Source organism: Corynebacterium sp. LK2537, from assembly GCF_040946485.1.
Lineage (GTDB): Bacteria > Actinomycetota > Actinomycetes > Mycobacteriales > Mycobacteriaceae > Corynebacterium.
Genome location: NZ_JAYWLQ010000006.1, coordinates 150,513 through 163,595, shown reverse-complemented (window position 1 = coordinate 163,595; position 13,083 = coordinate 150,513). Strand labels below are relative to the sequence as shown.

The window sequence follows — 13,083 nt, the reverse complement described above, 5'->3', positions numbered from 1 at the left end:
AAAATCCTCGCGCGTGAACTGGGGGAGTGGTCGGAAGTGGGACTGGGTGCGATGACCTGGTAGGTCCCTGGCGGTAATGGGCCCGGCAGTAGGCGCTTACGTGGATATTATCGCTGGCTATAAGGATTTGTTAACACTTGTTGGAGGACTACACCGGATCGTTATTGAGCAGGGGTAACCGGGCGCGGCCGAGGTTAGGGCGACCATCGGGGACTCGCCGGCGCTTCCTCGGGTATCGTGGTGGGTTGTAATACCCCCCGATCGATGAAGGTAGGTCACCTGCGTTGTCTCACGAGTACGATGCGTATGTTTCCGGCCATGACCAGCCGGTTAAGGCAATCAACTGGAATACCATTCCGGACGAAAAGGACCTCGAGGTCTGGGACCGACTGACGGGTAATTTCTGGTTGCCGGAAAAGATCCCGGTCTCCAACGACATCCCGAGCTGGAAGACGCTCACGGAAAAGGAGCAGGAGACCACCATGCGGGTCTTCACCGGCCTGACGCTGCTGGACACCATCCAGGGCACCGTCGGCGCGGTCAGCCTGCTGGACGACGCGGTCACCCTGCACGAGGAGGCGGTCTACACCAACATCGCCTTCATGGAGTCGGTGCACGCTAAGTCCTACTCCAATATCTTTATGACGCTGGCGTCTACCCCGATGATTAACGACGCCTTCCGCTGGTCCGAGGAAAACGAAAACCTCCAGAAGAAGGCCAAGATCGTCATGTCCTACTACGAGGGCGACGATCCGCTGAAGAAGAAGGTCGCCTCCACGCTGCTGGAGTCCTTCCTGTTCTACTCCGGCTTCTACCTGCCGATGTACTTCTCGTCCCGCGCCAAGCTGACGAACACCGCCGATATCATCCGGCTGATCATCCGCGACGAGGCCGTCCACGGCTACTACATCGGCTACAAGTACCAGCAGGGCGTGCGCAAGCTGGACGAGGCTAAGCAGCAGGAGCTGAAGGAATACACCTTCGACCTGCTCTACGATCTCTACGACAACGAGATCGACTACACCGAGGATCTCTACGACGAGCTGGGCTGGACCGAGGACGTGAAGCGCTTCCTGCGCTACAACGCCAACAAGGCCCTCAACAACCTGGGCTACGAGGGCCTCTTCCCGGCGGACGAGACCCGCGTGTCGCCGTCCATCCTGTCCTCGCTGTCGCCGAACGCGGACGAGAACCACGACTTCTTCTCTGGTTCCGGTTCCTCCTACGTCATCGGCAAGGCGGAGGAGACCACCGACGACGACTGGGACTTCTAGCAAGGCCCCGCAAACCCCGACACCCCCGGCGGATACGTCAACCGAAAGGATGACGTATCACGGGGGTGTATTTTCGTCTCTGGACCGGCGCCAAAGCGGGCATGGCGCGGGAAATATTGTGGGCTACACCACGTTCGCCCCCGGGTGGGTGTCGGGCTGGCGAAAATCTAGGCCCAATTTGCTGCGACAATGCCGCCACACGAGTCACAGCAGGCCACTTAGCTGCGAATTCGAGTCTTAGAAACGGCTGGCAAAGTGGGGTGGAGTTGGCCTAGGATTAGGCGGTGTAAAACTTTTAAGCGCTTGTATGGCATAAAGCTGGCAAGCGCTTGCTAGTCAGGAGGATATAAATGACCGCTGTGGCGCCACGGTTGGACGACTACGTCCAGCCTTCACGTCCTGAGCCGACGGGGCACGGTAAGACCGGCTCCAAGGCTTGGACGATGTTGACCACCACTGACCACAAGCAGCTGGGCATCATGTACCTGATCATGTCGTTCAGCTTCTTCTTCCTTGGTGGCCTGATGGCACTGCTGATCCGCGCTGAGCTGTTCACGCCGGGTCTGCAGTTCCTGTCCAACGAGCAGTTCAACCAGCTGTTCACCATGCACGGCACTGTGATGCTGCTGCTGTTCGCAACCCCGGTCGTCTGGGGCTTCGCTAACTACATCCTGCCCTTGCAGATTGGTGCACCGGATGTGGCCTTCCCGCGTCTGAACGCCTTCGGCTTCTGGATCACCACCATCGGTGGTGTCGTGATGCTGGCTGGCTTCCTGACCCCGGGCGGCGCTGCCGACTTCGGCTGGACCATGTACCTGCCGCTGGCAGACTCCGTTCACACCCCGGGTATCGGCGCTGACATGTGGATCGTCGGCGTTGGCGCTACCGGTGTCGGTACCGTTGCTTCCGCAATCAACATGGTCACCACCGTGCTGACCCTGCGCGCACCGGGCATGACCATGTTCCGTATGCCGATCTTCACCTGGACCATCTTCACCGCTTCGGTGCTGGCCCTGATGATCTTCCCGCTGCTGCTGGCTGCTGCACTGGGCGTTCTCTACGACCGCAAGCTGGGCGGCCACATCTTCGATTCCGCTAACGGTGGCGGCATCCTGTGGCAGCACCTGTTCTGGTTCTTCGGCCACCCGGAGGTCTACGTTCTGGCCCTGCCGTTCTTCGGCATCGTCTCCGAGGTCGTTCCGGTCTTCGCCCGTAAGCCGGTCTTCGGCTACGTCGGCCTCATCTTCGCCACCCTGTCCATCGGTGCGCTGTCGATGGCCGTCTGGGCTCACCACATGTTCGTGACCGGCGCGGTCCTGCTGCCGTTCTTCTCCTTCATGACCTTCCTGATTGCGGTCCCGACCGGTATGAAGTTCTTCAACTGGGTCGGCACCCTGTGGAAGGGCCACATCACCTGGGATACCCCGATGATCTTCGCCATGGGCTTCATGGCCACCTTCCTCTTCGGCGGTATGACCGGCGTTATGCTGGCCTCCCCGGCACTGGACTTCCACCTGGCTGAGTCCTACTTCCTGATTGCTCACTTCCACTACACCCTGTTCGGTACCGTGGTCTTCTCCGCCTTCGCGGGTCTGTACTTCTGGTTCCCGAAGATGACGGGCCGTATGCTGGATGAGCGTCTGGGCAAGATTCACTTCTGGCTGACCTTCATCGGCTTCCACGGCACCTTCCTGGTTCAGCACTGGGTCGGCAACATGGGTATGCCGCGTCGTTACGCCGACTACCTGGAGTCCGATGGCTTCACCATCTACAACCAGATTTCGACCATCTTCTCCTTCGTGCTGGGTGCTTCCGTCATCCCGCTGATTTGGAACGTGTTCAAGTCCTGGCGCTACGGCGAGATCGTCACCGTCGACGATCCGTGGGGCTACGGCAACTCCCTCGAGTGGGCCACCACCTGCCCGCCGCCGCGCCACAACTTCAACTCGCTGCCGCGTATCCGCTCCGAGCGCCCGGCGTTCGAGCTGCACTACCCGCACATGGTTGAGCGCATGCGCTCCGAGGCGCACATCGGCGCTGGACACTAATTAGTGTCAACGAGGCGCTGAACCCTCCTGCCAACTAAGCCACCTTCTAGGCCCGGTTCTTAAACGGGCCACAGAAGGTGGCTTTTGGCGATCCGAAAGCCGCGTCACGGTGGGGGCCCAAGGGGCTGTGACCGTGGCCGCATCCGGCTGTGGCAGGATAAAGGCTGTGGATAATCAAGCTTTAAAGGACGTAGTGATTACGACCTCGGGGCCGGACAAGCCCGGGGTATCGGCTGCCTTCTTCCGCGTGCTGGCGGCCGTCGGGGTGGAACTGGTGGACGTGGAGCAGGCTATCTTCTCCGGACGCATCACCCTGGCGGCCTACGGGCGCCTCGACCCCGCGCTCGTCGAGAAGGCGGAGGCCGGGCTGCGAAACACGCTGAGCATCTACCAGCACACCGTCACCGTTGAGGTGGGCACGGATCGCTCCCCGCGGCCGCGCTCTAGCCACGTGGTGGTCATCATGGGGGCGACGGTGACCGCGGAGCAGATGGCGGCGCTGGCGCAGGAGCTGGCCAACTTCGACGCCAACATCGACCGCATCCGGGGCCTGTCCCGGCAGCCGCTGACCGGTCTGGAGCTGTCCGTGACCGTGGCGGGCGATGCCGCCGGTTTGCGGGCCCGGCTGGCCGAGCTGGCCGGGCGCTTAGGCGTGGACCTGGCCATCGAGGAGGCCGGCCTGCACCGCCGCGCCAAGCGCCTGGTCTGTTTCGACTGCGATTCGACCCTGATTACCGGCGAGGTCATCGAGATGCTCGCCGCCCGCGCCGGCCGCGAGGCGGAGGTAGCCGCGGTCACCGAGCGCGCCATGCGCGGCGAGCTCGACTTCGCGGAGTCCCTGCGCGAGCGCGTCAAGGCCCTGGGCGGGCTGGACGAGTCGGTGCTGGCGGAGGTCGCGGCTGATATCGAGCTCACCCCGGGCGCGCGCACCACGGTGGCCACGCTCAAGCGCCTGGGCTTCAAGGTCGCGGTGGTCTCCGGCGGCTTCTTGGAGGTCCTCCAGCCGCTGGCCCGCGAGCTTAACCTGGACTACGTGCGGGCCAACACCCTGGCCATTAGCGACGGGAAGCTGACCGGCGAGGTCACCGGGAAGATCGTCGACCGCGCGGCGAAGGCGGAATACCTGCGCGAATTCGCCGCGGACTGCGGCGTGCCCATGTCGCAGACGGTGGCGGTGGGTGACGGCGCCAACGATATCGATATGTTGAGCGCGGCGGGCCTGGGGATTGCCTTTAACGCCAAGCCGGCCCTCAAGGAGGTGGCCGACGCGCAGGTCAACCACCCGTACCTGGACGAGGTCCTGCAGCTGCTGGGCATCCCCTCCGCCGAGATCGAGAAGGATTAGTCCATGGGCACCGAGCAGGCTATCGATGCCTCTTTCCGCGCCGCCCACCAGCGGCTCCAGGAATCCTGCAGTTCGCGCGACTGGCACCGCGATAGGGAAGACCCCAATCAGCCGGAGACAGTCCAGGCCATGCAGATCGCGCTGAACCTGCCCAAGCAGGACACCCCGGCCCGCCACCGCGTGCTGGAAGCGGCTGCCCGGGCCGTGGTCGCGGTGTGCCTGGACGAGCGCGCCGGCGGCGATACGGCCTTCGCCGCTGCCCTGGGCCGCTGGTACGGACACCGCATCCGCAAGGTGGCCCGCCGCAGCCGCAACAAGGCCTGGAACGACGTCCAGGCGCTGCCCGGGGTGACAGTCGACGTGGCGCGCGCTTCCGTTCCCTCGGCGGTCAACGAGGTGGATCCGCTCATTAGCAAGCTGCAGATCGGCCACACGGACCTGCCCGCCGACCAGCCGGGCGACCCGGCGGCCGACGCCCCGGTCATCTACGTGGACGCCTCCCTCGGCATGAGCGCGGGCAAGGCCGCGGCCCAGGTCGGGCACGGCTCCATGCTGCTGGCCGCCAGCCTGAACGTTCAGGCGGCGTGGGAGTGGAAGCAGGCCGACTTCGCCCTAAGCGTGCGCGAGGTCGACCACGCCACCTTCGAGCGGGCGCAAGCCGAAGCCGGGGCGGTAGTGGTCGTCGACGCCGGGTTCACCGAGATCGCCCCGGATTCGGCGACGGTGTGCGCCCTGCCGCGCCCGCTCAGCACCTAACAGTCCGGGTCGGCTATGGGAAGGCCGGGCCCGCCTTTAGCGGCTCTCAACGAGGCGCCGAAGCGCGCCTAGCACCGTTTCCAGGCGCGTGGTGGACCAAAACGGCGGCATCGAGGCGCGCAGGAAGCCGCCGTAGCGCTTGGTCTCCAGGCGCGGGTCCAGCACCGCGACGACTCCCCGGTCGCTGGTTGCGCGCAGCAGGCGGCCGGCGCCCTGCGCCACGAGGAGGGCGGCGTGTGTGGCCGAGACCTCCATGAAGCCGTTGCGGCCGGCGGCCTTGGCGGCCTCCGTGCGCGCCTGCATCAGGGGGTTGTCGGGCCGCGGGAACGGGATGCGGTCGATGGCCACCAGCGAGCACGCCGGGCCGGGCACGTCCACGCCCTGCCAGAGCGTCAGCGTGCCAAACAGGCAGGAGTTTTCCTGTTTGCTGAACTTGTCCACCAGCGCGCCGATGGAATCCTCGCCCTGGAGGAAAATCTCGAAGGGCAGCTTCGGGCGCAGCTCCTCGGCGGCCTGCTCGGCGGCCCGGCGGGAAGAAAACAGGCCCAGGGTGCGCCCGCCGGCGGCGGTGATAAGCTGCTGCAGCTCGTCGAGCGTGGCCGGGGAAAGGCCGTCGCGGCCGGGCTGGGGCAGGCCCGCGGCGGTGTACAAGATCCCGGACTTGGCCGGGTCGAAGGGCGTGCCGACGTCCAGCGAGTCCCAGGTGCCCTGCGGCAGGCCCCACTGGGCGGCCATCGCGTCGAAGCGCCCGCCCAAGGCCAGCGTCGCCGAGGTCAACACGACGGTTTGTTCGGCGAAGAGGTTGTCCTGGAGCATCTGTGAGATGGACAGCGGCGCCACCGCCAGGGTATTCGCCCCGTTGCGACTGTCCCGGTCTAGCCAGACGACGTCCTCGTGCGCGGCCGGATCCCCGGTTGCGAAGACGTCGAGCAGCCGCGCGACGGTCTCCACGATTGAGCCCAGGTGGTTGGTCAGGTTCTGGCGCTCGGCGTATTTCTCCGGGTCCTGGGCCTGCTCGTTATCAGGGGCGCGGCCGATGGTGGACTTGATGTCTTCGACCGTATCCGCCAGGGAAGAAAGCTGGGACTTGGCGTTATCCGGCAGGTCCACCCAGCGGCCCGGGGAATACTCATCCAGGAGCAGATTGAATTCGTCCGCCTGCTCGCTCAGGCGGGCTTCCTTGCCGTTGGCGCCCAGCGCCTTGACGCGGTTGGCCGCCATCTTGAGGCCGCGCGCGGTCAGCTCCGCCGTGGACACGGAGGTGATCCGGCCGTCCAGCTCGTGGGCCTCGTCGATGATGACCGCCGAGTGCTCGGGCAGGATGGTGGCCTGGGAGACGGCATCGATAGCCAGCAGCGCGTGGTTCGTGACCACGACGTCGACCTGGGCGGCCGCCTGCCGGGCGGCCTCCGCAAAACAGTCGGCCCCGTGCGGGCAGCGCGCAGCCCCCAGGCACTCGTTCGAGGTGACCGAGACCTGCCGCCAGGCGAGGTCGCTGACCCCGCGGTCTAGGTCCTCGCGGTCGCCGGTGTCGGTCTCATCCGCCCAGTCGTAGAGGCGGGCGGCCTGGGCGCCTAGCCCCGTGGTCTCGGCTTCCTCGAAGAGCCCGGATTCCGCCTCCGCCAGGGATTCGGCCCGCGCCACCTTGTTCAGGCACAGGTAGTTTGAGCGGCCCTTCATGATGGCGAAGGTGGGCTTGCGCTGCATGATGGGCTCGAGGGCTTCGACCAGGCGCGGCAGGTCGCGCTGGACCAGCTGGCGCTGCAGGGCCAGCGTTGCGGTGGAGACCACCACGGTGGATCCGGTGTTGTGCGCGTGCCGGATGGCGGGCACCAGGTAGGCCCAGGACTTGCCCGTGCCGGTGCCGGCCTGCACGGCCAGATGCCGCTGGGTATCCAGGGCCTTAGTCACCGCGCTGGCCATGCGGATCTGCCCGTCGCGCCGCGCGCCGCCGAGGGCCTCAACGGCCGAGGACAGCAGCTCCTCGGTGGAGTGGTTGAGCGGCTCGCGAAAAGACTCGCTGTCGGGGTCGGCGGGTTCTGCTGGGTCGTGCGGGGCGTTTGTCACCCCGGTTAGTCTACCGGCCTAGGACTGGTGCGGCGGCAGCAACCCGACCGCCCGGGTGGGTACGGCCGGCTCGCCGCGGGACAGGGCCAGCCCCTCCCAGGGCAGCGTGCCGATGGCCGCGGCCAGGTGGGCGCGGGAGGTGTCCAGGTCTGGGATATCGTCGACGGCCTGACCGTCGCGCATCAGCGGGATGGTCAGCTGCTGGGTCTCCAGCCCGCCGACGTCCGGGGCGGTGGTGTCCGTGTAGGGGAAGACGACCTCCTCGACCGCCACGCCGGTGGAGCGGTAGGTGCGCAGCGCCTGCTTGGCGCCGCCGATGGATTCCTTGGAGGAGGAACGCTTGGCCACCGGGTGCCCGTCGACCTCCACGACCTTGTAGACCAGGCCGGCCGTCGGGGCGCCCGAGCCGGTGACCACGGAGGTGCCCACGCCGTAGACGTCCACCGGGTCGCCGCGCAGGCCGGCGATGGCGAACTCGTCCAGGTCGGAAGAGACCACGATCTTGGTCTCGGTATTGCCCAGATCGTCCAGCTGCTTGCGGACCCGGCGGGTGACCGCGCCCAAGTCGCCGGAGTCAATACGCACGCCGCCGAGTTCCTTACCCGCGACCTCCACGGCGTTGATAACGCCCTGGGTGATGTCGTAGGTGTCGACCAGCAGGGTGGTGCCCGCGCCTAGGACGTCGATCTGGGTGGCGAAGGCCGCCTTCTCGTTGGCGCTGCCGTCCTCGTTGACGTGTGCCAGCGTCCACGCGTGCGCGGCCGTGCCGGAGACCGGGATGTCGTAGCGGAAGCCGGCCTCCAGGTTGGAGGTGGCGACGAAGCCGGCCAGGTAGGCCGCGCGGGCGGCGGTGACCGCGGCGTATTCGTGCGTGCGGCGCGCGCCCATCTCCAGGATGGGGCGCCCGTCCGCGGCGGTGACCATGCGGGCGGCCGCGGAGGCGACCGCCGAGTCAGCGTTCATGATGGACAGGATGACGGTCTCCAGCACGATGCACTCGGCGAAGGTGCCGCGCACGGTCAGCAGCGGCGAATTCGGGAAATAAAGCTCGCCCTCGCGGTAGCCGTCCACCTGCCCGCTGAAGCGGTAGTTGCGCAGGTAGTCCTTGGTCTCCTCGTCGAGGAAGTCGAGGTGGGCCAGCTGCTGCTCGGTGAAGCGGAAGTTCTGGATGGCCGCGATGACCCGCGGCGTGCCGGCGACGACGCCGTAGCGGCGCTCGTTGGGCAGGCGCCGGGAGAAAACTTCGCAGGTGACTTGGCGGTGGGCGCTGCCGTCTCGCAGGGCTGCCTCGAGCATGGTCAGCTCGTACATGTCGGTGAGTAAGGCAGTGGAGGCGGTGATATTCGAGCTATCGTTCACATCGTGAAGTGTACGTCACAGGCGCGTGACGGGGGTGTTTATTGTTCAAATTGGATGACGACCCAGACCCGGCCGTGGCCGATCTCCGCCGCCACCGCCTGGAAGGTATTGGCCGGGTTCAAGACCACCTCGAGGTGCGGGCGGGAGGCGCGCAGCTTCTCCACGACCGCGTAGCCGGTAGCCCCCTCGACTGGCAGGTTGACCTGCAGCTGCGAGATGTTCTCGGGCGAGCGGGATTCCTTCCCGGCGGCCGCGTTCTGGCGGGCCTGCTCCCGGGCCGCGCCCTGGCGATCCGGCCACGGCAGCCCCGGCGGCAGCCCGTTGTCGAGGCGCCACTGGTTCAGGGCGGTGCCCACCTCTTGTTCCAACTCGGTCAGCCGGATTTGTTCCTCCGGGGACGCCGGCTCGGGCTGGGCGGTGGAGGATCCGTTGTCGGCGGATTCAGAGGAGCCCGATCCCCCGGGGCTGGATACCAGGGAGGCGATGGCCACGCCGACGGTCGCGGCGAGGGTGACGAAGGTGATGACCGCGCGGGCCACGCCGGGCAGATCGGCCGGGAAGCGGCCGGCGCGAACGTCGTTAATCAACCGCGTGAGCAGGGGAGGCTGTGACATGCTGTCCTTTCTGTCCGGCTCGGTCCGCGCTGCCGCGCTCGGCCGCTAGCACTGTGATTCAGTGGGGATGAAGTACGTTACAAGGCTCGTTGAGGCACAGGTTACCTGCCAGGCACCTTGTGCACTAGTGAAATTGGTTAGGCTATTAGGTATGACTGCCAGAATTTCCCCCATTTACATGGGCTCGCCCATGGCTACCCCGGAACTGGACGAGGACCTCAAGGTGGACGTAGCCACCAGCGAAAACCTGCCCTGGATGTGCATCGTCTGGGACGACCCGGTCAACCTGATGAGCTACGTCTCCTACGTCTTCCAGACGGTGCTGGGCTACGACAAGAAGCGGGCCAACGAGTTGATGATGCAGGTACACACCGAGGGCAAGGCGGCCGTGTCCTCCGGTGAACGCGACAAGATCGAAGCCGACGTCAAGAAGCTGCAGATCGCGGGCCTATGGGCCACCATGCAGCAGGCCGGCTAGGAGGCGGAGAAGAAAAACCCCATGCAAGAGTGGAAGAAAAAGAAATCGCTAATGCGCCCGGTGCGCTTTCACGCCGTCCTGGACCCCATGGAGCGCGAGGTTTTAGGCAACCTGACCTCGACGGTGGCCGAGGCCATCATCCAGCGCGCGCAGTCCGCACCGAAGGACGAGCTGGCCGAGATGATGGACATGCCCTCCGGCCACAAGGACGCCCCGGAGGATCCCTCCCTGGCGCGCCTGTTTCCGGACTTCATGGCCGACGGCGACGAGGAATTCGACGGCGACGCCTCGCTGATGCGCAGCCTGCACGAAAACGACATCGCCCGCGCCAAGCTCGCCAACCTGCAGGCCATCAACTCCGCGCTGGGGCCGACCGGCTCGGTGGAGCTTAACCTTTCGGAGGAAGAGGCCCACCAGTTCGTCGCCGGCCTCAACGATCTCCGCCTGTTCGTCGCCGCGGGGGATTTCAGCGGCCCGGACGCCGCCGTTACCGATCGCGACGCGCTCGTGGAATGGCTGGCCTTCAACCAGGACTCGCTGCTGCGGGCGCTGATGTCCTAATGCTCAGCGTCGGCCACGTCAGCCGCGGGGATACCGGGGTCACCGCGGTCTATTTCGGGCCCGCCGGGGCAGTGGCCGGCGTCGACGTGCGCGGCGGCGGCCCGGGCACGCGGGAAACCGACCTTTTGGCCCCACACAACACCGTCCAGCGGGTCCACGCCATCGTCCTGGCGGGCGGTTCCGCCTTCGGGCTGGCGGCCGCGGACGGGGCCATGCGGCAGCTGGCGCAGGAGGGGCTCGGCTTCGCCGTCTTCGGCGAGGACAAACCCGGCCCGCGCGTGCCCATCGTGCCGGCGGCCGTCATCTTCGATCTCGCCGTCGGGCCGACGATGCCCACCGCCGACGACGGCGCCGCGGCCATCCGCGCCGCCTTGGCCGGCGACGACCCCTCCCAGGGCAGCGTCGGGGCCGGCTGCGGGGCCACCGCCGGCAAGCTGCGCGGCGGGGTCGGACGGGCCCAGCTGGCGGCGGCCGATACCGGCTTTAGAGTCGGCGCCATCGTGGTGGCCAACCCGGTCGGCCAGGTCGTCGACGCGGCCACCGGCCGGCTGTTCGGGGCGCCGGGCCGGCCCGGCATCGACCGCGCGGCCTTTGCCGAGCTGCCCGACCCGGCCGCGAGCCTGAACACCACCATCGGGGTGGTTTACACTGACGCGCCGCTTAACAAGGCGCAGGCCCAGCGGCTGGCCCTGGCCGGCCACGACGGGATCGCCCGCGCGGTGCGCCCGGCCCACTCGCCGCTGGACGGCGACACTTTGTTCGGCGTTTCCACCGCGACCCCGGCGCAGGCGGCGGGCGCATCCGCGCCGGTGGGGGACGCGACGCTGGCGCGGCTGACCGCGCTGGCCGCCGATGCCGTCGAGGCCGCCATTGTCTCCGCCGTCTGCGCGGCCAGCGACGGCTTTGGCTACCCCGCGTATTCTTCCCTGCTGCGCTAAGCTGAAGTGCACTATGACATATTCCACTGGACCGTATTCGTCCCGGCCGGACCGTAGCCGGGGACAGACCGGCCCGGCGAATTTCGGGCCCTCGGGCGGGCCCCTCCAGCCGGCCGGCGGCGCTGGTATGCGCAAGCCCCAGACCAACCGGGGCGACTCAGTGAATTACACGCGCGCCGGGCGCCTGCGCACCGGCCTGGTCTTCGCCATCGGCTACCTGGTGGTGCTCTGGGGCATCCACATCGTCAACTACGTCATCTTCGGCGGGAGCTTAAGCTACTACGGCATCCACCCGCTGGACTTCAACGGCATCTGGGGGATTGTCACCGCCCCGCTGCTGCACGCCGACTGGGAGCACCTCATCGGCAACTCGCTGCCCGGGGCCGTGTTCTGCTTCCTCATCGGGCTCTCCGGCCGGAAGGCCTGGTGGGAGGTCACTCTGCTGGTGGTGCTCATCGGCGGGCTGGGAACGTGGCTGCTGGGCGGGCCCGGCACCAACCACATCGGCGCCTCCAGCCTGGTCTACGGTTGGCTGGCCTACCTGCTGGTCCGCGGCATCTTCAACCGCTCGCTCATCCAGATCGTCCTCGGTGTGGTCCTGGGGGTTGCCTACTCCGGCCTGGTCTGGGGCGTGTTGCCGATTTACGAGGGGGTGTCCTGGCAGGGCCACCTGTTTGGGGCCATCGGCGGCATCGTGGCCGGCATGACGATTACCTCCGACGACACGTCGAAGCAGATTATGCGCCGCAGCGTAAAATAGTACGGCGTGACTGAACTAGCCGATAAACCGCAGCCCGGACCGACCGCCCCCATCGGGATCTTTGATTCCGGGGTGGGCGGCCTGACGGTGGCGCGCACGATCATCGATCAGCTGCCGCACGAGTCGCTGCTCTACATCGGCGACACCCTGCACGGACCCTACGGGCCGCGGCCCATCGCAGAAGTCCGCGCGCTGTCGATTGACATCGCCGACGAGCTGGTCGAGCGCGGCTGCAAGATGATCGTGGTGGCCTGCAACACCGCCACCGCCGCCTTCCTCCACGACGCCCGCGAGCGCTACGACGTGCCGGTCGTGGAGGTCATCCGCCCGGCCGTGCGCCGCGCTATCGCGACGACGCGCAACCACAAGATCGGCGTGATCGGCACCGAGGGCACCATCAAATCCGGCGTCTACCAGGACCTTTTTGCCGTACACCCGGACGTGCAGGCCACCGCCGTGGCCTGCCCCGACTTCGTGCCCTTCGTGGAGCGCGGGATCACCTCCGGCCGCCAGATCCTGGGCATTGCCGAGGGCTACCTGGCCCCCATGCAGGCCGCCGGCATCGACACCCTGGTGCTCGGCTGCACCCACTACCCACACCTTTCGGGCGTCATCCAGCTGGCCGTCGGTGACGAGGTCACGCTGGTCAGCTCCGCGGAGGAAACCGCCAAGGACGTGCTCAAGGTGCTCACCGAGCGCGACCTGCTCGCGCCCGTAGACAACCCGGCCACGCGCGTTTTCGAGTCCACCGGCGACATGGAGATCTTCGAGAACCTGGCCTCCCGCTTCCTGGGACCGGGGGTCGGTGAATTCAACCACATTTCTCACTCCGGTTGATTTTCTCCCCGAAATGGCCGCAAATCGCCCCACTGTCGCCGTATTC

Annotated in this window: 12 protein-coding genes; 9 read left to right on the top strand and 3 right to left on the bottom strand. The window is 66.8% G+C overall.

Features of this window, described 5'->3' with window-relative positions:
- Window positions 1-284 precede the first annotated feature (284 nt).
- The 4 genes from nrdF to VVS03_RS09240 all read left to right on the top strand — a co-directional run bounded on the left by nrdF (window position 285) and on the right by VVS03_RS09240 (window position 5,423).
- On the top strand, window positions 285-1,274 hold the full coding sequence (nrdF, locus tag VVS03_RS09255) for a class 1b ribonucleoside-diphosphate reductase subunit beta (RefSeq protein ID WP_368520406.1): 990 nt from the start codon (window positions 285-287) through the stop codon (window positions 1,272-1,274).
- Window positions 1,275-1,624: 350 nt separating this feature from the next.
- Window positions 1,625-3,322, top strand: a complete 1,698-nt coding sequence (gene ctaD, locus VVS03_RS09250) for a cytochrome c oxidase subunit I (protein ID WP_368520405.1) — start codon at window positions 1,625-1,627, stop codon at window positions 3,320-3,322.
- A gap of 157 nt (window positions 3,323-3,479) precedes the next feature.
- Entirely contained in the window at window positions 3,480-4,667 is a 1,188-nt protein-coding gene (gene serB / locus VVS03_RS09245; RefSeq protein ID WP_409338197.1) for a phosphoserine phosphatase SerB, read from the top strand.
- Window positions 4,668-4,670: 3 nt separating this feature from the next.
- Complete coding sequence (locus tag VVS03_RS09240) at window positions 4,671-5,423, top strand: peptidyl-tRNA hydrolase (protein ID WP_368520403.1); 753 nt, start codon at window positions 4,671-4,673, stop codon at window positions 5,421-5,423.
- Between the two features lie 36 nt (window positions 5,424-5,459).
- On the opposite strand, the gene VVS03_RS09235 is transcribed toward VVS03_RS09240, so the two are convergent.
- Genes VVS03_RS09235 through VVS03_RS09225 form a run of 3 tightly spaced genes read right to left on the bottom strand, consistent with a single transcriptional unit; the run spans window position 5,460 to window position 9,463 of the window.
- Window positions 5,460-7,490 (bottom strand): ATP-dependent DNA helicase, encoded by a 2,031-nt coding sequence (locus VVS03_RS09235; RefSeq protein ID WP_409338193.1) that lies wholly within the window; start codon window positions 7,488-7,490, stop codon window positions 5,460-5,462.
- 18 nt (window positions 7,491-7,508) lie between these two features.
- Window positions 7,509-8,849 (bottom strand): nicotinate phosphoribosyltransferase, encoded by a 1,341-nt coding sequence (locus tag VVS03_RS09230; RefSeq protein ID WP_368520402.1) that lies wholly within the window; start codon window positions 8,847-8,849, stop codon window positions 7,509-7,511.
- 38 nt (window positions 8,850-8,887) lie between these two features.
- On the bottom strand, window positions 8,888-9,463 hold the full coding sequence (locus tag VVS03_RS09225; RefSeq protein ID WP_368520401.1) for a CAP domain-containing protein: 576 nt from the start codon (window positions 9,461-9,463) through the stop codon (window positions 8,888-8,890).
- A gap of 178 nt (window positions 9,464-9,641) precedes the next feature.
- On the opposite strand from VVS03_RS09225, the gene clpS reads away from it, so the two are divergent.
- The 5 genes from clpS to murI all read left to right on the top strand — a co-directional run bounded on the left by clpS (window position 9,642) and on the right by murI (window position 13,037).
- The gene (gene clpS, locus VVS03_RS09220) at window positions 9,642-9,941 is read left to right on the top strand and encodes an ATP-dependent Clp protease adapter ClpS (protein ID WP_290226377.1); all 300 of its coding nucleotides are present in this window, start codon (window positions 9,642-9,644) and stop codon (window positions 9,939-9,941) included.
- 21 nt (window positions 9,942-9,962) lie between these two features.
- Window positions 9,963-10,502: a DUF2017 domain-containing protein gene (locus VVS03_RS09215; RefSeq protein ID WP_368520400.1), complete on the top strand. Its 540-nt coding sequence runs from the start codon at window positions 9,963-9,965 to the stop codon at window positions 10,500-10,502.
- Entirely contained in the window at window positions 10,502-11,440 is a 939-nt protein-coding gene (locus tag VVS03_RS09210; RefSeq protein ID WP_368520399.1) for a P1 family peptidase, read from the top strand. The genes VVS03_RS09215 and VVS03_RS09210 overlap by 1 nt, the downstream gene beginning before the upstream one ends.
- 127 nt (window positions 11,441-11,567) lie before the next feature.
- Window positions 11,568-12,200 (top strand): rhomboid family intramembrane serine protease, encoded by a 633-nt coding sequence (locus tag VVS03_RS09205; RefSeq protein ID WP_368534675.1) that lies wholly within the window; start codon window positions 11,568-11,570, stop codon window positions 12,198-12,200.
- Between the two features lie 6 nt (window positions 12,201-12,206).
- Window positions 12,207-13,037, top strand: a complete 831-nt coding sequence (gene murI / locus VVS03_RS09200) for a glutamate racemase (RefSeq protein ID WP_368520398.1) — start codon at window positions 12,207-12,209, stop codon at window positions 13,035-13,037.
- Window positions 13,038-13,083: the final 46 nt, after the last annotated feature.